This window comes from Paenibacillus sp. D51F, from assembly GCF_053345695.1.
Window position 1 is genome coordinate 103,296 of record NZ_JBKFAO010000003.1, and the last position, 22,134, is coordinate 125,429.

General features: G+C 60.0%; 19 protein-coding genes. 13 read left to right on the forward strand and 6 right to left on the reverse strand.

Translation table 11 applies throughout. From position 1 onward, the window contains the following. Nucleotides 1–585: 585 nt before the first annotated feature. The 4 genes from ACLBWT_RS07115 (at nucleotide 586) to ACLBWT_RS07130 (ending at nucleotide 3,777) form a co-directional block, all read left to right on the forward strand. Nucleotides 586–1,041 (forward strand): MarR family winged helix-turn-helix transcriptional regulator, encoded by a 456-nt coding sequence (locus ACLBWT_RS07115; RefSeq protein ID WP_447662344.1) that lies wholly within the window; start codon nucleotides 586–588, stop codon nucleotides 1,039–1,041. Between the two features lie 97 nt (nucleotides 1,042–1,138). After that, entirely contained in the window at nucleotides 1,139–2,083 is a 945-nt protein-coding gene (locus ACLBWT_RS07120) for a VOC family protein (RefSeq protein ID WP_447662345.1), read from the forward strand. Nucleotides 2,084–2,091: 8 nt separating this feature from the next. Continuing rightward, complete coding sequence (locus ACLBWT_RS07125; protein WP_447662733.1) at nucleotides 2,092–2,706, forward strand: alpha/beta hydrolase; 615 nt, start codon at nucleotides 2,092–2,094, stop codon at nucleotides 2,704–2,706. A 93-nt stretch (nucleotides 2,707–2,799) separates the two neighbouring features. Then, the gene (locus tag ACLBWT_RS07130; RefSeq protein ID WP_447662346.1) at nucleotides 2,800–3,777 is read left to right on the forward strand and encodes a ring-cleaving dioxygenase; all 978 of its coding nucleotides are present in this window, start codon (nucleotides 2,800–2,802) and stop codon (nucleotides 3,775–3,777) included. A 71-nt stretch (nucleotides 3,778–3,848) separates the two neighbouring features. Here the strand turns inward: ACLBWT_RS07130 and ACLBWT_RS07135 are convergent, their stop codons facing one another. The 3 genes from ACLBWT_RS07135 to ACLBWT_RS07145 form a co-directional block, all read right to left on the reverse strand. After that, nucleotides 3,849–4,835 (reverse strand): NAD(P)/FAD-dependent oxidoreductase, encoded by a 987-nt coding sequence (locus ACLBWT_RS07135; protein WP_447662347.1) that lies wholly within the window; start codon nucleotides 4,833–4,835, stop codon nucleotides 3,849–3,851. Between the two features lie 101 nt (nucleotides 4,836–4,936). After that, nucleotides 4,937–5,401, reverse strand: coding sequence for an RrF2 family transcriptional regulator (locus ACLBWT_RS07140; protein ID WP_447662348.1), 465 nt, complete (start codon nucleotides 5,399–5,401; stop codon nucleotides 4,937–4,939). Between the two features lie 1,199 nt (nucleotides 5,402–6,600). Beyond that, nucleotides 6,601–7,311 (reverse strand): FadR/GntR family transcriptional regulator, encoded by a 711-nt coding sequence (locus ACLBWT_RS07145; RefSeq protein ID WP_447662349.1) that lies wholly within the window; start codon nucleotides 7,309–7,311, stop codon nucleotides 6,601–6,603. Nucleotides 7,312–7,472: 161 nt separating this feature from the next. Between ACLBWT_RS07145 and ACLBWT_RS07150 the strand changes: the two genes are divergently transcribed. After that, the gene (locus ACLBWT_RS07150; protein ID WP_447662350.1) at nucleotides 7,473–8,888 is read left to right on the forward strand and encodes an FAD-linked oxidase C-terminal domain-containing protein; all 1,416 of its coding nucleotides are present in this window, start codon (nucleotides 7,473–7,475) and stop codon (nucleotides 8,886–8,888) included. A gap of 55 nt (nucleotides 8,889–8,943) precedes the next feature. Further along, the gene (locus ACLBWT_RS07155) at nucleotides 8,944–10,308 is read left to right on the forward strand and encodes a (Fe-S)-binding protein (protein WP_447662734.1); all 1,365 of its coding nucleotides are present in this window, start codon (nucleotides 8,944–8,946) and stop codon (nucleotides 10,306–10,308) included. A gap of 98 nt (nucleotides 10,309–10,406) precedes the next feature. Here ACLBWT_RS07155 and ACLBWT_RS07160 read toward each other — a convergent pair whose 3' ends face one another. Then, a complete protein-coding gene (locus ACLBWT_RS07160) occupies nucleotides 10,407–10,502 on the reverse strand; it encodes a putative holin-like toxin (protein ID WP_447662351.1) in 96 nt (31 codons plus the stop codon). Nucleotides 10,503–10,867: 365 nt separating this feature from the next. Further along, on the reverse strand, nucleotides 10,868–12,640 hold the full coding sequence (locus ACLBWT_RS07165) for a proline--tRNA ligase (RefSeq protein WP_447662352.1): 1,773 nt from the start codon (nucleotides 12,638–12,640) through the stop codon (nucleotides 10,868–10,870). Between the two features lie 675 nt (nucleotides 12,641–13,315). Here ACLBWT_RS07165 and ACLBWT_RS07170 point away from each other — a divergent pair. The 3 genes from ACLBWT_RS07170 (at nucleotide 13,316) to ACLBWT_RS07180 (ending at nucleotide 15,850) form a co-directional block, all read left to right on the forward strand. Continuing rightward, the gene (locus ACLBWT_RS07170; protein ID WP_447662353.1) at nucleotides 13,316–13,507 is read left to right on the forward strand and encodes a hypothetical protein; all 192 of its coding nucleotides are present in this window, start codon (nucleotides 13,316–13,318) and stop codon (nucleotides 13,505–13,507) included. A gap of 116 nt (nucleotides 13,508–13,623) precedes the next feature. Then, a complete protein-coding gene (locus tag ACLBWT_RS07175) occupies nucleotides 13,624–15,240 on the forward strand; it encodes a gamma-glutamyltransferase family protein (protein WP_447662354.1) in 1,617 nt (538 codons plus the stop codon). 352 nt (nucleotides 15,241–15,592) lie between these two features. Further along, nucleotides 15,593–15,850, forward strand: a complete 258-nt coding sequence (locus ACLBWT_RS07180) for a peptide-methionine (R)-S-oxide reductase (protein WP_447662735.1) — start codon at nucleotides 15,593–15,595, stop codon at nucleotides 15,848–15,850. Here the strand turns inward: ACLBWT_RS07180 and ACLBWT_RS07185 are convergent. Then, on the reverse strand, nucleotides 15,808–16,047 hold the full coding sequence (locus ACLBWT_RS07185; RefSeq protein ID WP_447662355.1) for a hypothetical protein: 240 nt from the start codon (nucleotides 16,045–16,047) through the stop codon (nucleotides 15,808–15,810). The genes ACLBWT_RS07180 and ACLBWT_RS07185 overlap by 43 nt on opposite strands. A 293-nt stretch (nucleotides 16,048–16,340) precedes the next feature. Between ACLBWT_RS07185 and ACLBWT_RS07190 the strand changes: the two genes are divergently transcribed. From ACLBWT_RS07190 to ACLBWT_RS07205, 4 genes are all read left to right on the forward strand, one after another. After that, nucleotides 16,341–16,673 carry an ArsR/SmtB family transcription factor gene (locus ACLBWT_RS07190; RefSeq protein WP_447662356.1) on the forward strand — a complete coding sequence of 111 codons (333 nt, stop codon included), beginning with the start codon at nucleotides 16,341–16,343 and terminating at the stop codon, nucleotides 16,671–16,673. Between the two features lie 98 nt (nucleotides 16,674–16,771). Continuing rightward, the gene (locus ACLBWT_RS07195) at nucleotides 16,772–17,884 is read left to right on the forward strand and encodes an NADH:flavin oxidoreductase (protein WP_447662357.1); all 1,113 of its coding nucleotides are present in this window, start codon (nucleotides 16,772–16,774) and stop codon (nucleotides 17,882–17,884) included. A 285-nt stretch (nucleotides 17,885–18,169) separates the two neighbouring features. After that, complete coding sequence (locus ACLBWT_RS07200; protein ID WP_447662358.1) at nucleotides 18,170–18,307, forward strand: hypothetical protein; 138 nt, start codon at nucleotides 18,170–18,172, stop codon at nucleotides 18,305–18,307. 306 nt (nucleotides 18,308–18,613) lie between these two features. Then, nucleotides 18,614–21,616: a glycosyl hydrolase gene (locus ACLBWT_RS07205; RefSeq protein ID WP_447662359.1), complete on the forward strand. Its 3,003-nt coding sequence runs from the start codon at nucleotides 18,614–18,616 to the stop codon at nucleotides 21,614–21,616. Nucleotides 21,617–22,134: the final 518 nt, after the last annotated feature.

Here is a 22,134-nt window from a genome sequence, read left to right on the forward strand (position 1 = left end):
CCAGCTCTAAAGCTTGCTATCGGACATACGATCCGTTATTTCATTGGAAATCGGCTATTTTCTTTGCTATCGGACATACGATCCGCTATTCTCCTCTCAGCTGCCGCTATCCCGATAAAAAACCGAGAATAACGGATCTAATGTCCGATAAATGACGGGGAAACGCTTTTTTGACTAAATAACGGATCCTATGTCCGATAACTACTGCCCGTTGATCGTTTCATCGTATCCCTTCCTCAAAGTAGATCGGTTTAAATAATGGCGGAACAGCCTTTGAGCCCGAATAACGACCTGCATCAAGTAGCGAGCGGAGCATGCGGGTTTCGGCATATAAAAGCAGCGGTTCCATATTCCAATTGCGGGTTGGCAGACAGTCTGAAGCAGGACCGGAACCCGCGCGAGGTGCATGGCACATCGATACGTGTCGGCGATCGGAGTCGCCACAATTGCTGAAAGCCAATCCCGGCTGTGTTGCAGCAGCCATTGTACAAAAGAAGTCCGCTGAACGTGTTGACAACGGACGCAAAATCATTTATCTTTAATTTAAGATAATTAAATTTAAGATATTCGGGAGGGCGATGACCAATGACGGAAGCGACGAGGAAACCAGATGATCAGGCATCATCGCTCAAGCTGTTCGTCGTCCTGTCCAAGGCCTACCGGACGATCATGGATCTGGCGATCAAGGATATGAAGAAATACGGTTTGTCGCCATCCGAATTCACCGTGCTGGAAGTGTTGTACACGAAGGGCCGGGTGCCGCTGCAGCAGATCGGGGAGAAGATTCTCGTGACGAGCGGCAGCGTGACCTACAACATCGACAAGCTGGAAAAGAAGGAGCTGCTGAAGCGCATCCCATGCGAGGATGACCGAAGAGTGACGTTCGCCGAGCTGACCGAGCAGGGACGGCGGCTGTTCGATTCCATTTTTCCTCAGCATGCTGCGCTGATCCACTCACTGACGGCCGGACTCGATCCGGAGGAGAAGGAGCTGGCGGCATCGCTGCTGAAGAAGCTCGGGCGCGGGGCGGAGAAGGGATAGAATCCCGCCGCCCTCCGGCACAATTGCCTTTAACTTTGAATAAACAGCCTTCGCACGTCAAACACTTTAACTTTAAGATAATAGGGAGGAATTTACGATGACACTCGCAACCAAGGGCATCCACCATATCACCGCTTTCGCTACCGATCCGCAAGGGATCGTGGACTTCTACGCCGGCGTGCTCGGCCTTCGCATGGTCAAAAAAACGATCAACTTCGACGCTCCTGAGGTGTACCACCTCTACTTCGGCGACGAGCATGGAAGCCCCGGCACGATCCTGACCTTCTTCCCTCACCCGGGCTCGCGCAAAGGCCGCGTCGGCGGCGGCCAGGTCGGCATCACGACTTTGGCGGTGCCTCCCGGCTCGATGGCGTTCTGGGAAGAGCGGCTGGCCCGCTTCGGCGTCGAGACGGCGAAGGCCGTCCGCTTCGGAGAAGAGCTGCTGCAATTCGCGGACCGCGAAGGCATGCTGCTGGAAATCGCCGAGCGCGAGCAAGGACCCGAAAACAGCTGGAGCTTTGGCGGCGTGCCGTCGGACAAAGCCGTAAAGGGCTTTGGCGGAGCGCTCCTGTACAGCACGAATTCGGCCGCGACGCGCCGGGCTCTGACCGACACGCTTGGCCTCAAGGCTGCCGGAGAGTCGGACGGCTTCGCCCGCTTCATCGGCGAAGGCGAGCTCGGCAACGTCGTCGACGTGCCGCTCGAGGATGTCGAATATGGCAGCGGCGGCGCGGGAACGGTGCATCATATCGCCTGGCGCGCGAAGGACTTCGCTGAGCACGAGCAGTGGAGAGTGGCTGCTGCGGCCGGAGGCTTCCAGCCGACGCCGGTCATCGACCGCCAGTATTTCAACGCGGTGTACTTCAGGGAAAGCGGCGGCATCCTGTTCGAGATCGCAACCGATCCGCCGGGATTCGCAGTGGACGAGGCGGAGGACCAGCTCGGCGCCAAGCTGATGCTGCCGGACTGGTACGAGCCGCACCGGGGGCAGATCGAAGCCGGCTTGCTGCCGATCACGGTACGCAGCCTGGGGGAGGAATAATCATGAGCATGGTCCATTTATACAAGGAAGGCCGCAGCAAAGACGCCCCGACGCTGGTATTGTTCCATGGAACAGGAGGCACGGAGCATGATCTGCTGCCGCTGGCGGAGATGATCTCTCCGGAGTCGGCCGTGCTGTCGGTTCGCGGCAGCGTGCTGGAGAACGGGATGCCCCGCTTCTTCCGGCGGCTGGCGGAGGGCATCTTCGACGAGGAGGATCTTGTGCGCCGCACGGGCGAGCTGAGGGATTTCCTGGATGAGGCAGCCGCCAAATACGGACTCGACCGCTCCAATATGATTGCCGTAGGCTATTCCAACGGAGCGAATATCGCAGCCAGCCTGATCTTCCATGAGGCCGTTTCCTTCCGCGGAGCGGCGCTCCATCATCCCATGGTTCCGCGCCGCGGCCTGCAGCTGCCGGAGCTGAAAGGGCTGCCGGTGTTCATCGGAGCCGGCATGAACGACCGGATCTGCCCGCCGCATGAGACGGAGGAGCTGAAGTCGCTGCTCGCCGGAGCCGGATCTGACGTCGACCTTCACTGGGAGAATTACGGTCACCAGCTGACGGGGACCGAGGTTGAAGCAGCTGCGGCATGGTTCTCCAAGCATTTCCGCCAAGGCTGAGCTGGAGCAGATCAATTATTCCTGTGGCTTAATCCTTTTCGGTGTTCGAACGGATGAGGATCGGTTTGGTTTCCATAGAAGGAGGCAACAACGATGACTGCAGCATTGAAAGGCCTGCATCATTTTTCCGCTTTTACCGCCAAGGCGTCGCTGAACTATGATTTTTATACTCGAGTGCTTGGCATGAGGCTGGTCAAGAAGACCGTCAACCAAGACGACACCAGCATGTACCATCTGTTCTACGGGGATGAAAAGGGGAATCCGGGAACGGAGCTGACGTTCTTCGAGATGCCTATGGCAGGCAGGAACCGTCCCGGCACGAGCAGCATCTCGTCCTTGTCGCTGCGGGTGCGCAGCGACGAGGCGCTGGAGTACTGGACGAAGCGCCTCGATGAGCATGGCGTCGACCGCGACGAGGTGCGGGATCGCGCCGGCCGCGCCACGCTGGCGTTCCGCGACCCGGAAGGGCAACGGCTGGTGCTCGTCTCCGACGAGCACGGAGCCGGAGTCGCCGCAGGCACGCCGTGGGAGCTGAGCCCCGTTCCGCAGGAATACGGCATTACCGGGCTCGGCCCGGTGCAGCTCACGGTCGCCAACGCGCAGCCGACAGTCGCCGTGCTGACGGAGCTGATGGGCTTCCGCCGCAAAGGCGCTTTCCCTGCTTACGAGGAAGGCCAGCCTGACGTCATCGTGCTGGAGACGGGCGAGGGCGGCAGCGGGGCGGAGGTGCATGTAGAGGAGCGCTATGACCTGGAGCGCGAGCGGCTTGGCCGCGGCGGCGTTCACCACGTCGCTTTCCGCGTCGAGGACGAGGAGGAGCTGCGGGCTTGGGTGGGCCGCATCCAGAGCGCGGGCTTCTCGAACTCCGGCTTCGTGGACCGCTTCTACTTCCGCTCGCTCTACTTCCGTGAGCCGAACGGAATCCTGTTCGAGCTGGCGACTGACGGACCGGGCTTCGACACCGACGAGGAGCTGTCCGAGCTCGGCGAAACGCTGGCGCTGCCTCCGTTCCTGGAGGCGCGGCGAGAGCAGATCGAGGCGCATTTGAAGCCGATCGATACGAGACGGTAACGTGCAAGGAAAAACAGCATAGGGTTCCCGAAGCAGATTTCTGCCCGGGAACCCTTTTTGGCTTTGTCCGACTATGAGAGGCGCTGGTTGTTCCTATTCATCCACGATTTTTCGCCGATAAGCGGCGAAGTCGGTTGGCTCGCTTGGATCCGGCTTGCCCAGTCTTCTTCAGCCAGCTCGGAGACGATGCCTGCAGCTGCGGCGGAGCCCATAGAGGCGGCGATAATAGCTTGATTCATCGGCGTGGCAGCGTCTCCGGCCCCGAATACGCCCGGCAAGTTTGTTTTGCCCAGTATGTCCACGTCCAGCACTCCCTGCTCATTGATGATGCAGCCAAGCGCGGCGGGCAGATCGGATCCGGGCGCGAGCTTGGAACCGAAGAAGATTCCGCTGCATGGCACGGAAATGCCGTCCTCCAGAAGGACTTTCGTGACGATGCCCTCGCTGGATTCAATTTGCTGGATAGGGGAAGTATACAAAGGAATTCCACGCTCTGCCAGCTGCTCCCGCTGTTCATCGGCCAGCTCATCCGGTCCATTCGTGCAGATGGCGATATGGCGCGACCAGCCGGACACGAGCTTGGCGAAGTGGAACGCTTGAGGGCCATTGACGATCAGCGCAAGCGGCTTGTCCCGCAGCTCCCAGCCGTCGCAGAAGGGGCAGACGAAGGCGCTGCGGCCGTATACATCATCAAGCCCGGGGATATTCATAGGGAGATCCTTCTTGCCTGAGGCGAACAGCAGTTTTTTACTCCGGTAGCTGTCGCCATGGAGAGTCTTCAACCGGAAGTCGCCGTCGCTGCCAGTAATTTCAACCGCTTGATCGCGGATGAAGCGGACCGACGGGTAAGCCGCGATCTGCTCTCTTGCGACCTTCCTGAACTCTCCGGGACTGATGCCGTCGCGCGTCAGAAATCCGTTGGTTGCATGGGTGACCCGGTTGCGCGGGCGCTCTTCGTCGATCACGAGCACATTTCTGCGGGCTCTGCCCAGGACGAGAGCGGCGCTCATGCCTGCCGGTCCGCCTCCGATAATAATGCTGTCCAACTGTGCTGTCATGCCCATCCCAACCTTTCTGGATCTTTTATATCCATAATAACAACGCAAGAAGCCTCGCGGCTTGATGCCCGGTCAGCCTCCATCATGAACCCACTGCATCCTCATGCTCCGTGGTTGGCGCCGCAAGGGAAAGAGGCTGCATCCAGCACTCCCTGGATCGTATGCTGCTTCAGATAGTCCAACATCTGGCGCTCGGCTCCGTCCATGACCTTCTTCACGAGGCATTCGCGGCCTGGTCCGGACGCATCGGCTTCGGCAAACAGCTCATGCTGATGGGTGTTGGAGGAATGGCATTCATACATCTGCTGCCGGCCTTCCACCACGCGAATGACATCGAAGAACGTGATCTCGTTCCCGGGGCGCGCGAGCTCGTAGCCGCCGCTTGCTCCCGTAACGGCGCGGACGATGCCGTCCTGGCGAAGCTTGGACATGATCTTGGACAGGTAGCTTTCCGGAACTCCAAGCTTGGAGGACAGCTCCTTGATGCCTACATACCGGCCGCGTTCCGCCTGGGCCAAGTGGATGAGAGTATGGAGGGCGTACCCTGTGCTTTTGGAAAATTGCATGCGCGGTGTCTCCTTGCGTGATCTGCTCCTTATTATGGACATCTTATGTCTATAATAGAAGAAAACGGACTGAGATGCAAGCGAGCTATGCGGATAAGCCAGGCGATAATAGAAGATGGCACAGCTCAGAACGATCGAACGATGGGGCGGAGCCCAATCAGGTCAAGGCGATTGACAAAAGTTTCCATGGAAGCGGCCGAGGGGGAATTCGTCGCCATTGTCGTCAGCTCAGGCATCGGCAAGCCGACGCTGCTCCACATGCTCGGGGCTTGGACATCCATTTTATGCCGGCATCGCAGGCATCGTCCTGCTTGTCATGGTCAGCGGTCAACTTCTTCTCATTAATGTGCTGTATGTGTCCGTATCGATGGCAGGAAAGGAAAGGGAAAGGGAAAGGGAAAGGAAATGAAAGGAAAGGAAAGGAATGGATCCGATCGCTCTAGGGAAGCAGCATGGATTCTTCCGCCGAGGGAGCCGCTAGCCAATCGCAGATGGGGCGTCTAACAGCATGGAGCGATGTACGGACCATCCGCAACCTATCTGACAGCGGCCCGGAAAAAGACAATGCCAGCGCGACCGGCGGCAGGACGGTTCAACATCACTAAAGACTGACTTGGAAGTCATTCCATCCAGGTTTAACAACAAAACCAGCGCTTCCGGGAGCACGACGAGCCCGGCTGCGCTCGTTTTTATGCTGTTTATACGGCGAATCTCTACAATCGCCTATATCAACATGTGTATCGGACATAGGATCCGCTATTTGAGGGAATTCGTAGGATCTGGTTGATTATCGGACATAGGATCCGCTATTTGTGAATTATTATTGGGATCCAAATATTGCAGAGGGGAATAACGGAACGTATGTCCGATAAATGTGAAATTGGCTTCAAGGCGGCAAAATAGCGGATCGTATGTCCGATAGCAGCTACATAGTGGTGCAGTTCAATTATTTCTTACTGAATTAATGCCAGTTTATCGTAGAAGGGCGGGCCGGACGAGCCCCATCGGCAAAATGCAGGGCGATCCGCGCCAGACAGCGTCTTATCGTAGAAGGGCGGGGCCGGACGAGCCGCAGCGGCTAAATGCAGGGCGGTCCGCGCCAGACAGCTTCATGGAGACATGGGCTCAAGCTTCCATAGTTACAGAGCTGCTGATTCCCGGGCTGGCTGCCTGAAAAGCATATGCCGGAGCTGTCAGTTTCAGAGCCGGCCCTTGATGCCCTGCAGCACATCGATCACCTTGTTCAGATGCTCGCCGAGCACATGCTCCGCAAGCTTGGCTTCTCCGGCCTCGATGGCATCATAGATGCGCCGGTGCTCGCCGAGCAGTCGCTGGGCGGTGCCCTTCTCGCGGTAGAACCACAGCTCGCGGGTCTGGGAGATGGTGGAGGCGAAGCGCTCGGCGAGGGATTCCATCATCTGCGCGAGCAGCGAATTGCCCGAGGCGGCTACGATCGCCATGTGGAACTCGGTGTCGGCACGCTCTCCGGCCTCGGTGTCGCTGGCCTCGAGGCTGCTTTCCATGGAGGCGAGAATCTGGCGAAGCCGCGCCAAATCGTCCGGGGCGCGCCTTGCAGCGGCGAGCGACACAGCCCCGATCTCCAGCACCTTGCGAACTTCCAGCAGCTCGGTCAAGGAGCCCGCATTATGGAACATCTGGTCTGCGCCTTGCTTAGGATCACTTGGTAATACCGCCTTGACGAAGGTGCCGCCGCCCTGGCGCACATCCAGCCAGCCCGTCGCCTTGAGCGCGCTGGCCGCCTCGCGGATCGTGGAGCGGCCGACGCCGTACGATTCGGCCAGCTCCACGACGGAGGGCAGCCGCTGACCGGGCTGCCAGGCGCCCGAGCGGATCTGTTCCAGCATATGTTCGGCTACAAGCTCATGGCCTTTGGCTTGGATGATTTTCATCGCGACCTCCCGGGGCATCCCAAAACGTTCTATACAATAAAATCAGTATAGCATATAATGATTTCCAAAGTCGTCAGATGACCTGATGATAAAAAGGCGTATTCACATGTCCGCGCGACGGTTGAACGCTATACTTTTTACAAATGGAAGGGGAAATGAACATGCTGGATCCGGCCATGGCGAGACGGCTGCGGGATATCGTAGGAGAGAAGCATTTCAGGGACGATCCGGAGGCGAGGGTCGCCCATTCCTATGACGGCACGCCTATGCTCCAGAGCTTGCCGGACGGCGTCATCTACCCGGACTCGACGGCTCAGGTGTCCGAGATCATGAAGGTCCTTGCGGAGTACCGCGTGCCGGTCGTGTCCCGAGGCTCCGGCTCCAACCTATGCGGGGGGACGGTCCCTGTGCAGGGAGGCGTCGTCATGGTCATGCACCGGATGAACCGGCTGCTGGAGGTCGACATGGACAATCTGACGGCAACGGTGCAGCCGGGCATGATCACCGCCGCGTTCACCGAGCATATCGAATCGCTAGGGCTCTTCTACCCGCCCGATCCGAGCAGCATGAAGATCTCGACGATCGGAGGCAACATCAGCGAGTGCTCGGGCGGCCTGCGCGGACTGAAATACGGAACGACCAAGGATTACGTGCTCGGCCTCGAGGCCGTTCTGGCAAATGGGGAAGTTCTCCGCACCGGCGGCAAGCTCATGAAGGATGTGGCCGGCTACGACCTCACCAAGCTGCTCGTCGGCTCGGAAGGCACGCTGGCCATCATTACGGAAGCGACCTTGAAGCTCGTGCCCCCGCCCGCCGGCAAAAAGACGATGCTCGCGATGTACAAGGACCTGTACGGCGCGGCCCGGACCGTCTCGCGGATCATCGAGAACAAGATCATTCCGGCCACGCTGGAAATTCTCGACAACCCGACGATCCGGGTCGTAGACGATTTCGCCCATCTGGGCCTGCCGCGGGATATGGAAGCGATCCTGCTGATCGAGCAGGACGGCGATCCCGAGGCGGTCGAGCGGGATATGGAAGCCATCAGGCTCATCTGCGAAGCCGAAAAGGCCGACCGGGTCGAAGTCGCCCGGACGCGCGAGGAGGCCGAGAAGCTTATTGCGGCGAGGCGCAGCGCGTTCACGGCGCTGGCGAGGCTGCGGCCGACGACGATTCTCGAGGATGCGACGGTTCCCCGCTCCCGCATCGCGGACATGGTGCTGCGCATCCGGGAAATCGCGGACAAGTACGGCGTCTCGATCGCTACCTTCGGGCATGCGGGAGACGGCAACCTGCATCCGACCGCGACGACAGACGCTAGGGATGCGGAGGAGGTCCACCGGGTCGAGCAGGCTTTCGCGGAAATATTCGAGGCGGCGATCGAGCTTGGCGGCACCATTACCGGCGAGCACGGGGTCGGCGTCGTGAAGGCGCCGTTCCTGGAATGGAAGGTCGGGGCGAGCGGCATCGCCGTCATGAAAGGCATCAAGGATGCGTTCGACCCGCATCATCTGCTCAATCCCGGGAAGATGTTGGCCGGGGAAACTCGCAAAAGGGTGGTGATCGATCGTGGCTAATGGAACGAATAGGGGCCTCGGATTAGCGGTACAGCCGCATTCGGGACCCGGAAGCCTGCTCGGCAAGCCGGATGTGCAGCATGCCAACCCGGTGTCGAGAACGGTGCTGGCCAAGCTGGACTACGACCAGCTGACCAACTGCATGCGCTGCGGCTTCTGCCTGCCGGCCTGCCCGACATTCCGGGAGACGGGGCTGGAGCCGGAATCGCCGCGCGGCCGGATCGCGCTCATGAAGGCCGTCGCCGACGGCATCATGGAGCCTGACAGGGCGTTCGCCGAGCAGATGAACCATTGTCTCGGCTGCCGGGCCTGCGAGCCCGCCTGTCCTGCCGACGTCAAATACGGGCAGCTGCTGGAGCAGGCCAGGGACGCAATCGAGGATCATGCGGATCACAGCCTGCCGGCAAAGGGAGTGCGGAGGCTCTTCTTCAAGGATGTGCTGCCGCATCGCTCCCGCCTGAAGTGGCTCGGCCGATCGTTGTCCTTTTACCAAAAATCAGGTCTTCGGCAGGTCGCGCGCGGTACGGGCATCATGAAGCTGTTCCCGGCGGCCATGCGGGAAATGGAGCAGATTCTTCCCGAGGCTTCGGGAAAGGGCGTCGTAGACCGCATCGGCACGGTCGTTCCCGCCAAGGGAGAGCCGATCGCACGCGTCGCCCTGTTCCGGGGCTGCATCATGGACGTGCTGTTCAGCGAGACGAACGTCCGCACGGCGGAGCTGCTGGCGGAGGCCGGCTTCGAGGTCGTCATCCCGGACAATCAGGTGTGCTGCGGCGCCCTGCATGCTCACAGCGGGGAGCTGGATCAGGCGCGAGGGCTCGCCCGGTCCAACCTGGACGCCTTCCGGAATGCGGGCATCCAGCATATCGTCTCCAACGCCGGCGGCTGCGGCGCGCAGCTGGCGGAATACGGCCATCTGATGCATGGAGACGAAGAGTATGCGGAGCTGGCCGTCGAGTTCGCTGCCCGCGTCGTCGATGTCAGCCAGCTGCTGCTCAGCAGCGGCAGGCTGCCGGCCTTCTCGGAGCAGAATGGCGGCGTACGTGTCACTTACCAGGACTCCTGCCATCTCCGCAACGGCATGAGAAGCTCGGGAGCGCCGAGGCAGCTGATCCGCCAGGTGGCGGGCGCCTCGTTCGTCGAGATGAAGGAAGCCGACCGCTGCTGCGGCTCCGCGGGCATATACAACGTCACACAGCCGGAAATGGCGGGGCAGATTCTGGAGCACAAGATGGAGCATGCCAACGCCACCGAAGCGGCCTACCTGCTCACGAGCAATCCCGGCTGCCTGCTGCAGATGAAGCTCGGGGTGCAGAAGCACGGAGACCCGGCCGCGATGAAGGTCATGCATGTCGTCGATTTCCTGCACGAGCGCATGGGAGAGCCGGCGAGCCTTTCCTCGGCAGGGAAGACCGTTTGACTTTCAAGAGGGAGGCAGATTCGTTTAGAGGCGGATTTGCATAGAGGAATTAACGACAGACAGCCCGTTTCCGACTGCTCGGAAGCGGGCTTGTTTGGTTACTCAAATGAAAATCGTTTATCGATGTAGGTCAGAGTCGCCAGCAGAAAAGAACCGAACGCGATCAATGCCATGATCGACTGGAAAGTATCCATAGGCATGCCTCCTTTCCGGAGGGTGCCTTACACCACATGCGATCTGTACAAATATAGCATATCAGACAGAGTCTACCAATTGTAGGCTCTTTTCTTAATTGGAAATATCCCAGCTAACAGAAGCCAAGCTGTCGCAGAGAGCCGGCTGAAACCAGGAATTGCTGCAGCGGCTGCACAGGGACGGAGAACCAAGTACAGTCTCGCAGCTGCAAGAGTCAGATCTTCATCTTCATGGTGGTTAAAATGCTGCAGGCATAGCAAAAAGGCAGCTCTCGACGGCTGCCTTTTTTTGTTTTTCTACTTCGGAATAGAGCCGGCTAAAATGCCTGTCATTCCGCCAACCCGGAAGCGGCCCGTTCCGGGAACTAGCTTCCAGTCCGCAGGGCTTGCACCATCTCCAGCACCTGCCGCGCCGCTTCTTCCGCAGTCAGGCTCGCCTTGTCCGCGCTGCCTCGCCGGACGAACTCCACCTTGCCGTCCGCCGCATCGCGGCCGACGACGATGCGTGCCGGAATGCCGATGAGGTCGGCATCCTTGAACTTGACGCCCGGCCGCTCGTCGCGGTCGTCGACCAGCACCTCCGCGCCGGCTTGCTCCAGCTGGAGGCGCAGCTTGTCCGCGAGAGCCATCTGGACATCGTCCTTGACCGACACCGGAATGACATGGACGTGGAACGGAGCCAGCGCCGCCGGCCACACAATGCCGTTCTCGTCATGGGATTGCTCCACGGCTGCGGACAGAAGGCGGGAGACGCCGATGCCGTAGCAGCCCATGATCATCGGATGTGTTTTGCCCTCAGCGTCGAGGAAGGCGGCCCCCAGCTTCTCGCTGTATTTCGTGCCGAGCTTGAATACCTGGCCGATCTCGATGCCGCGATGGAACGCAAGCGTGCCTTCCTGGCATTTCGGACAAAGGTCGCCAACCAGTGCATTGCGGAAATCGCCGACAACCGCAGCCCCTAGATGGTTTCCCGCATGAACGCCCCGGATATGGAAGTCCTCTTCGTTCGCTCCGGCGACTCCGTCCGTTACGGCAGCCGCGTCATGATCGACATAGACGGGAATATCCAGCCCGACAGGACCGGCGAATCCTGCGGGAGCGCCTGTCGCCTTCATGACCGCGCCAGCCTCGGCAAGCGAGACGGAATCCGCTCCAAGGAAATTCTTGACCTTGAGCTCGTTGATCTCATGGTCGCCGCGGACGACGACGGCCACGATGCTTCCGTCGGCCTCGAACAACACGGTTTTGAGAATCTGCGAGGAAGGCAGCTCCAGAAACGCGGTCAGCTGCCCGATTGTACGGACACCGGGCGTATGGATTTTTGCAGGCTCCGATGCCGGGGAGGCGGGTGCCGGTTCATCCGCGGGGCTATTGTTCCCGAATAGACGGCCCGATCGGGCATCGTTCGCAAATATCCGTCCCGCCTCGGCTTTCTCGAGATTGGCGGCATACCCGCAGCAGGTGCAGGAAGCGATCGTATCCTCTCCGATCGAGGCAAGCGCCATGAATTCATGCGTGCCTCCGTCGCCGCCGATCGTTCCGGCATCGGCTTCGACGGGGCGGAAGTTCAAGCCGAGACGGCTGAAGATCCGGTTATACGCCTCGAACATCATTTGATAGGAATGGTCCAGCCCCTCTTGCGTCGTGTCGAAGGAATAGGCATCCTTCATCAGGAACTCCCTCCCGCGCAGCAGTCCGAACCGGGGGCGGCGCTCGTCCCGGAACTTGGTCTGAATCTGATAGACCGTCAGCGGAAGCCTCCGGTACGAGGATACCTCGTCCCGGACGAGAGAGGTGACGACCTCCTCATGCGTCGGGCCGAGCGCGAACTCCCGGTCGTGGCGGTCGCGCATGCGCATCAGCTCCGGACCGTAAGCGTCATAGCGGCCGGACTCCCGCCACAGCTCCGCAGGCTGCAGCGCGGGCAGAAGAACTTCCTGGGCGCCGGCCTTCTCCATTTCCTCACGGATGATTTGCTCGGCCTTGCGGAGAACTTTGCGTCCCAGCGGCAAATAAGAGTAGATGCCGGCGGCCGTCTGGCGGATGAAGCCCGCCCGCAGCAGCAGCCGGTGGCTGGCAGCCTCGGCTTCGCCGGGGGTGTCGCGCAGGGTGGATAGAAGCAGCTTGCTTTGAAGCATGAAAGGTCCCTCCTTGTGTGATGTCGGCGGATGAATGGGCCGCAAACAAAAAAGACCCATTCGACAACGGATGAATGGGCCGCATAAAACAAAAAAGACCCATTCGTCAACGGATGAATGGGCCGCATAAAACAAAAAAGACCCATTCGTCAACGGATGAATGGGCCGCATAAAACAAAAAAGACCCATTCGTCCAGGGACGAATGCGTCGCGGTACCACCCTGAGTTCGGCTCCGGCCGGACTGGCGGCAGGAAGCCCTTGAGACGGATAACGGCAGGAAGCCGGCGCCGGGCCTGCGGACAGGCACGGATGCAGCTCGCAAGGTGGGGATGCCGGGGTTCGATGCGGGAAACCTTGCAGCCTGGGGTTTCCTCTCTGGACGGCGAACGGCGGGGCATGCTGGCCTTGGTCACAGCAGATGGCGGATATCGGTTTTATCCACCATATCGGAAACCGGCTGCAAGGTCAAGAAGAGAAGATGGAAGTCATGCGCGGCAATATGAAGCCGAAACAACAACGACCATCCAAGCGTCTAACAGATAACGCTTGAAACGGAATGGAGGCCGCGGCGTGCGGATCATCACGAAGCGCAATCGGCCCTTGCTGTGGGCGCTTGCGGTCGTATAGACAAGCGAATCGCCGCGTGCCGAAGCAAGGAGGAGGCCATGAGCAGGATGGATGCATCGTTTGCCTGGGTTGCCGCCCCGGTTTTCATCGCCGGTGTCGTTTTATTGTCCCGTAGAAGGAAATTCGGCAGCTGGAGTGGAAAAGGGTTGGGAATGATGCTGATCCTGTTTTCGATCCTGTCGCTGTTAGCGGCCATTCTGACAGCCAATGCAGACGATATTCACGATCACGGGCATTAGCTTGAACATGGACAGGACACGACTCGCCGCCAACCACGCATTACCGACTGCACACGTAGAAAATCGGCTTTGCAGCCGAACATCTTGCAATCCGCCCAGGAGGCCTAACTATCGCCATGACCTTTGATCCGCTCTATCATCCGCATCCTTCCTATCGTCTTCCCACGTACGCGCGCAATGGAATGGTCGCCACCTCGCAGCCGCTCGCCGCGCAGGCCGGCCTCGATATTTTGAAAAAAGGCGGCAACGCCATCGACGCCGCGATCGCGGCAGCTGCGGCGCTGACGGTCGTGGAGCCTTGCTCCAACGGCATCGGCGGCGACGCCTTCGCCCTGGTGTGGACGGAAGGCCGCCTGCATGGCCTGAACAGCAGCGGCCCGGCGCCTGCCTCGATCTCGATCGACGCCGTGAAGGAGCGGGGCCACTCGGAGATGCCGAAGTTCGGCGCCATCCCCGTCACGGTGCCCGGCGCGCCGGCCGCATGGGGCGAGCTGTCGCGCCGCTTCGGCAAGCTGCCGCTGATCGAGGCGCTGGAGCCGGCGATCCGCTATGCGAATGAAGGCTTTCCGGTGTCCCCGACGGCGGCCTACTACTGGGAACGCGCAGCCCGCATCTACCGGGAGAGGCTGCCTCAGGATACCGCCCGCTCCTGGTACGACACGTTCGCTCCAGGCGGCAAGACTCCGGCGGCGGGCGAGCTGTGGCGCTCGCCGGGACATGCCCGGGCGTTGGCCTCGATCGGCGAATCGGGCGCAAACAGCTTCTACCGCGGAGAGCTCGCGGAACGCATTGCGGCTTATGTGCGCGACGAAGGCGGATTCCTGACCGCGGAGGATCTGGCCGTGTTCCAGCCGGAATGGGTGGACCCCATCCATGTCAACTATCGCGGCTACGAGGTGTGGGAGATTCCGCCGAACGGCCAGGGACTTGTCGCGCTGTTGGCGCTTAATATTTTGGGAGGCATGGAATTCGCCCCGGACAGCCTGCTCGCTCCTGCAGCCCTGCACCGCCAGATCGAGGCGACGAAGCTCGCGTTTGCCGACGGGCTCAAGTTCATTACTGATCCTGCCCATATGAACGTCGCGGTCAAGGATTTGCTGTCTACTTCCTATGGCGATCTGCGCCGGGGTCTGATCGGCCCGCAAGCCCGGATGCCGGAAGCGGGAGAGCCGTCCTCGGGAGGCACCGTCTATCTGGCCGCCGCCGACGGCGAAGGCAATATGGTTTCCTTCATCCAGAGCAACTACATGGGCTTCGGCTCCGGCCTCGTCGTCCCGGGAACCGGCATCGCGCTGCAGAACCGAGGCAGCGATTTCTCGCTGGATCCTGCCCATGCCAACGCGCTTCAGCCGGGCAAAAAAACGTACCATACGATCATCCCGGGATTCCTGACCCGAGGCGGAGAGGCGGTCGGCCCGTTCGGCGTCATGGGCGGCTACATGCAGCCCCAGGGCCATGTCCAGGCCGTCATGAACATGGTGGACTTCGCCCTCCATCCGCAGGCCGCGCTCGACGCGCCGCGCTGGCAATGGCATAAGGACCTGACCGTATCGCTGGAACCGCATTTCCCGCTGGCGGCAGCCCAGTCGCTGGAGCGGATGGGCCACCGGATCACGCTGGAGTCGGGCTTCGGCTCCTTCGGCCGGGGGCAGATCATCCTGCGCGATCCGGCAAGCGGGGTGCTGTGCGGCGGCACCGACTTCCGCACCGACGGCACCGTGGCGGGCTGGTAGTCGGACCGGCCATGCTGCATAGGCGGCACTAGGCGGATCAAGAGGGGGCGAAAAGCCTTGAATCAAGAAGGAAAGTCCGAAGCCGTCGGCAGGCAGGGAGCGCATGAAGAAGCACGCACGGCAAGAAAGAGCATAGCCGCCTCTCCCCCTGCACCGGTCTGAAGCAGGAGACCTTCGCGGGCGGCTGCTTCTGGTGCATGGTGCAGCCTTTCGAGCCGCGAAGCATTGGCCTGCCCTGCTGCCCCAAGGGGAGCTCCGGCGGCGGCTCGGCCCGCTTGAGTACGAGGTCATCCGCCATGGCGCGCAGGAGCCTCCGTATGACAATCCGTAATGGAACAACAAGGAAGACGGCATCTATGTCGATGCCGTCGGAGGCGATCCTTTATTTTCGACGATGGATCAATTCGACGCCGGGGATGGCTGGCCGGCATTCCGCAGGCCTTTGCGCGAATGGCTGCTGCGGCGCGAAGCGGATCTGTCGACGACGCCGCCCCGGATCCGGCTCAGGAAAGGCGGCCTCGCAAGGTTATGCCGGCCAGCTCGCGCTTTGGGACCGGGGGTTTTGAATCAGGCGTACTTCAAAGGACTGCCCTCTCCAGCCTGTTCCTGAAGATGCGGAGCCCAAGCCTGGTCGAGCGTGCGGGTCGTGACGAGGCGGAGCACGAATTTGCCCAGCTCGTCGAAGCTAAGACGCTGCAGGCCGGCGATGAAATCGTCGGTCAGGACGGATTCGTCCAGCACCTCCTTTACCACTTCAATAACCGTATGCACGCGTGCTGTATGTTCAAGTTCATCGATGGATCTCATTAACGGGAATTCCCCCTTAGCGAATATAGGGCCGGCTTGCATGGACATGCCGGGCCTTTGCGGAATTGGCGAATGGTGGAAGACCCTCCGCCCATCAAATTTTAGCACGGAGAAGCAAGCGATAAACGCAGTCTGAATAAATACTAATGTGGTTATCATTTTTCTCATGGGCCGTGGTAGTCCGGCAAAGCCCGCAAGTCGGGATGATAGGATGGCAAAGAAGGTTCATTCTTCTTCGACGTATTCTTCTGTTATAATGGAGGTAAACTATCGGGTAGAAATGGGTGTAAGCGATGAATCAAGACGATAAGCTTGCCGTGCTGAAAGCTCTCTCCAACGAGACTCGCCTGAATATTCTCTGCTGGCTCAGGGAGCCTGACAAGCAGTTCAGCACCCAGCCTCGCGAGGTGCAGAATGAATTTCCGGGCAGCGTCTGCGTAGGCAGCATCCAGGAAAAGGCCGGGCTGACCCAGTCCGTCATCTCCTCTTATCTGTCCTCCATGCAAAAGGCGGGTCTGCTGGAATCTCGCCGTTACGGCCAATGGACGTATTACAGGCGCAACGAGCAGGGAATTGAAAAATTCCTTTCCGGTTTCGCGTTCGATCTGCAGGGCAAAGAGAACTGAAGCGTTCAAGCTCGGCACAGGGCTTGCATTCCGCTCGGTTAATCGATATATTCAAGATTATGGATATATATCAGCACCACACAGGAGGAGAGACATAGATGACTTTGTCCAAAACTGCAGCAGCGCTTTTCGAGCCTTTCGAGGGCGGCAAGCTGAACCTAGATACGCGGATCGTGATGGCCCCTATGACCCGCAGCTTTTCGCCGAAAGGCGTTCCCGGCCCTGACGTGGCCGGCTATTATCGTCGCCGTGCCGAGCGCAGCGTCGGCTTGATCATCACCGAAGGAACGGTCATCAACCATCCGGCGGCCGCTGCCGACCGTGACGTGCCCCACTTCTATGGAGAGGAAGCGCTGGCAGGCTGGGAGCGCGTCGTCCGCGAAGTGCATGAAGCCGGCGGCAAGATCATTCCGCAAATCTGGCATGTGGGCACTGCCCGCGAGAGAGAGAAATTCCCGGAATCCGATGCTGCCCCGATCGGTCCTTCCGGTCTCGGCCTCACCGGCCAGCCCGTGTCGGAGCCGCTGACGACGGAAGAAATCCGCGGGCTTGTGCAAGGCTACGCCCAAGCGGCCGCCGACGCCAAGCGCATCGGCTTTGACGGCGTGGAGATCCATGGAGCGCACGGTTATCTGATCGACCAGTTCTTCTGGGAGACGACGAACAAGCGCACCGATGAATACGGCGGCGATATGGTCGGACGCACCCGTTTCGCGGTCGAAGTCATCGAGGCGGTCCGCGCGGCGGTCGGTCCTGACTTCCCGATCGTGTTCCGCTTCTCGCAGTGGAAGCCGGTGGACTATGCGGCCAAGCTCGCTCCGACTCCGGAGGATCTCGAGAAGTTCCTCGCCCCGCTGTCCGCTGCCGGCGTCGATATCTTCCACTGCTCCACGCGCCGCTTCTGGGAGCCGGAGTTCGAAGGCTCCGACCTGAACCTTGCGGGCTGGACCAAGAAAATCACCGGCAAGCCTACGATTACAGTCGGCTCTGTCGGCCTTGACTCCGAGTTCACCAGCCTGTTCGCTGAAGGCAAAGGCGGCAAGGCGCAAGGAATCGACAGCCTGATCGAGCGCTTCGAGAAGAACGAGTTCGATCTGGTCGCCGTCGGCCGCGCGCTGCTGGGCGATCCGGCATGGGCGGAGAAAATTCGCGACGGCCGCACGGATGAGCTGCAGACGTTCACGAAGGAAGCTTTGGGTTCGCTCAGCTAAAGCTTGAAGAAGAACCATTCCGTAGAAATTCGAATCCAAAAAGCTTCATCCCGCCGATGCGGGATGAAGCTTTTTGGACTTCTCAGAATCTATTCCTGCCGGCCAGTACCTCCACGATCGACCGTGAGCAGGACTGCAAGCCGTTCGAAGTGGAGGAATGCCTGGGAGAAACGCTGGATCTGTTCCGGGAATCGGCATTCCCCAGGAAAAGATGGACGAGCTGTTTCAGCCGTTCATCCAGCTTCAGACGCCTCTCGCTTCAAGCAGGAATGGACCGGTCTCGGCTTGTCCATCAGCAAGACTCTAGTCGAGTTGATGGGCGGAACCATTTATGCGATCTCCCAGGTCGGAGACGGCACCCTGTTCATCATTACGATGATCGCCGCTCTGCCGGCCGGCGACCGGCCGTCCGGTTCCGCTTGAGGACCGCCGCAGAAGAGATCGACAGCCCCTGGCCCGATGCTGCCCAGGATCTTTTTCTTTTTTCGGGATGATTCCGATCCGGACGACAGCAACGGCCGGCAGGCGGCAAAAGCCGTCGTCTTTTATTTTCGCCAAACATGTGAAAAAAAGGGAATAAACCCGAAAAAAGGAGCCTTTATCGGCCGCTGCTGTGTTGGTACGATGATCATATACGGGGTCGTCCCTGTATGAATGGATGATAGGGAAAGGAGATGGAAAGACGAATTTGATTTATGAAAGCGTTATCAATAGTCGAGGAGGAACAAAATGAAGAAAATGACGGCGGGCCTGCTCATGCTGGCCCTTATTCTGTCCTTGCTGCCAGCGGGCAAGGCGACGGCCTTCAACGGCGAAGTCGCGCTCGGCTCCGGCTCTTATTCCACCGTACTTCCGACCGGAGCGGTTGATACTCAGGCGAATATCTACAAGACGGCCAACGTCACGGGAGCGATGCCTACCAATGACTGGTGGAGCAACCTTGCCTGGGACACGTATTCCGAAGCTCAATACCCCCATCCGCTGGCGATGAAAAACGGCTCCGGAGGCATCCGCATCTATTATCCGGGCAACAGGATCACGGCCAACTCCAGCTGCGTCTGCGGCTGGATCAACGATATCCACGACTTCACGGTCGGGCATACGGCCGTCTCTAGCTTCCCCGACGCCAAGGTCGACGGCTTCAGCGACTGGTTCGTGAAGGCTCAATACAAGAGCGGCGCGAACGAAATGAACGTCACTTACGGACATGGTTCTCCGTATGTGTACTTCACGTATGCGGGCGGCAGTCCGAAGGTGGACTTTTACGACGCTCCGACCGTCTGGTCCGGCAGCGCAAGCACTCCGGTTCTCGGCATTACGGTCGCCGGCGCGCATTACGGGCTGTTCGGCGCGAGCGGCAGCACCTGGAGCGGCATCGGCGGCAAAACGCTGACGAACAACGGCAGCTCGTATTTCTCGGTGGCCGTCCTTCCTGACAACACGCAGGCGACTCTGAACAAATACGCCCAGTACGCCTACTCGCATGTGACGGGAACTCAAGTGTCCTATGCGTACAACGCTTCGACGAGCAAGGTTACGTCGACCTTTGCCTTCACGACGCAGGCCAAGCAGGGCACGCAGACGGGCACGATCTTCGCCCTTTACCCGCATCAATGGAAGAACAGCTCGAGCCCGCTGCTCTCCTACACGTACAATTCGGTGCGCGGCCTCATGAAGACGGGGGAAGGGAGCTCTTTCCAGACCGTCATGAACTTCAATGGCGTGCTGCCTTCCCTGCCGGACAAAGGCTCCTATGACCGCGCGCTGCTCCAGCAGTATGTGGACCAGGCGGAAGCCGAGACGTACAGCGGCGACGCCGACACCTACTGGGTAGGCAAGACGCTCGGCAAGCTGGCCTCGCTCGCTCCGATCGCGGACCAGATCGGCGACACGACGGCGGCGAACAAGTTCCGCAGCTCGATCAAGACGATTCTCCAGGGCTGGTTCAAGTCGAGCGACGCCGCCGGCAATCTCAAGAGCGGCAATGTCTTCTATTACAACCGCAACTGGGGAACCGTCATCGGCTATCCGGCCAGCTACGGCTCCAACAATGAGCTCAACGACCATCATTTCCACTACGGCTATTTCATCAAGGCAGCTGCGGAAATCGCCAGGACGGACAAAGCCTGGGCCGCCGCCTGGGGACCGATGGTCAACCTGCTCATCCGCGACATCGCCAGCAGCAGCCGCACGGACACGATGTTCCCTTACCTGAGGAACTTCGATCCCTATGCCGGCCATTCGTGGGCTTCCGGCCATGCGAGGTTTGGGGACGGCAACAACAACGAATCGTCCTCCGAGGGCATGAACGCCTGGGCGGGCATGATCCTGTGGGGCCAAGCAACGGGCGACACCGCGATCCGCGATACAGGCATTTCCCTGTACACGACCGAGATGAACGCGATCAATGAATACTGGTTCGACGTCGCGGGCAGCAACCGCCCGGCCGGCTTCACCCGCTCTACCGCGAGCATGGTCTGGGGCGGCAAGACGGTAGGCGACGGCACCTGGTGGACCGGCAACCCGGAGGAAGTGCACGGCATCAACTGGCTGCCGTTCACGGGGGCATCGCTGTATCTGACCCAATACCCGGATTACGCCGCGAAGAACTACAACGCGCTTGTATCGGAGAACGGCGGCACGAACTTCGACGCGTGGGAAGACCTGATCTATATGTACAGAGCGATCTCGAATCCGGCGGAAGCGAAAAGCTTCTGGAACGCGCGCGGCAACGCCCTCTCCGCCGAGGCGGGCAACTCCAAGGCGTTCGCGTACCACTGGATCTACAATCTGGATGCCATAGGCGTCCAGGACCGCACCGTGACGGCGAATACGCCGCTCTACGCCGTATTCGTGAAAAACGGCGTCCGCACGTATACGGCTTACAATGCAGGCAGCTCCGCGATCACGGTCACCTTCTCCGACGGCAAGACGATGTCGGTGCCTGCGAACGGCTCGGCGACGGAAGGGGCCGGCGGAACGACTCCGACGCCAACCCCGACCCCAACGGCTACCCCGACGCCAACCCCGACACCGACGGCGACGCCGACTCCGACGCCGGCTCCGTCAGCGGGAGCGATTCCGGGCAAGATCGAAGCCGAGAGCTACGCGGCCATGAGCGGCGTGCAGACGGAGGCGACAACCGATACCGGAGGCGGGCTGAACGTCGGTTATCTTGATACTGGAGATTGGATGGATTACAGCGTCAACGTCGCCCAGGCGGGAACGTATACGCTGCAGGCAAGAGTGGCGAGCCCGAATGCGACGGGACAATTCCAGCTGCGCTCCGGCAGTACGACGCTGGCCACGGTAACGGTGCCGAATACAGGCGGCTGGCAGACCTGGACGACCGTATCGGCGCAGGTACAGCTGGCCGCGGGGCCTCAGACGCTCCGCGTCTACATCAGCGGTCCGCAGTTCAATATCAACTGGCTGCAGTTCGCATCGGCCAGCAATGTCCTGACTTACACAGCCGCCGATTATACGGCGACAGTGACCAAGTCGGGCACGTCGGAAGCCCTAGTGTTCGCACCCAAGACGGCGGCGGCTTACGTCGATGTCCATTACACGATCAACGGAGCCAACCAGCAGAACGTGCGCATGGTCCAAAGCGGTTCCAACTGGACGCATACGATCCAGGGAGTGGCCTCAGGCCAGTCGATCGAGCTGTGGTTCACCTATGAGAAATCGGGACCGCAATACGATTCGGCTCATTACACGTACACGCATTGAGGATGGTTCCTTTAGCGGAAACTTTTGAATGGGTTCCGCAGCGAGACTGAAATGCGGTTAGTGGAATGGGAAAGAGGAGGTCGTCTTCATCGACGCCTCCTCTTTCCTTTTGATGCCTAAGGTTAGCTGCTCAAGTGCATGCCCAGCAGTAGTAAGCCGAAAAAGTCGTCTAACTCGCTGCCCGGCGGTTCTCCAGCCTGAGTAAGCCGAAAAAGTCGTCTAACTCGCTGCCCCGGCTGCTCTCCAGCCTGAGTAAGCCGAAAAAGTCGTCTAACTCGCTGCCCTCTTGGCTCTCCAGCCTGAGTAAGCCGAAAAAGTCGTCTAACTCGCTGCCCCGGCGGCTCTCCAGCCTGAGTAAGCCGAAAAAGTCGTCTAACTCGCTGCCCTCTTGGCTCTCAAGCCGGAGTTAGCCGAAAAAGTCGTCTAACTCGCTGCCCTCTTGGCTCTCCAGCCTGAGTAAGCCGAAAAAGTCGTCCAACTTGCTGCCTGAGCGTCAGCCGAGCCGGAAGGTGGACCCA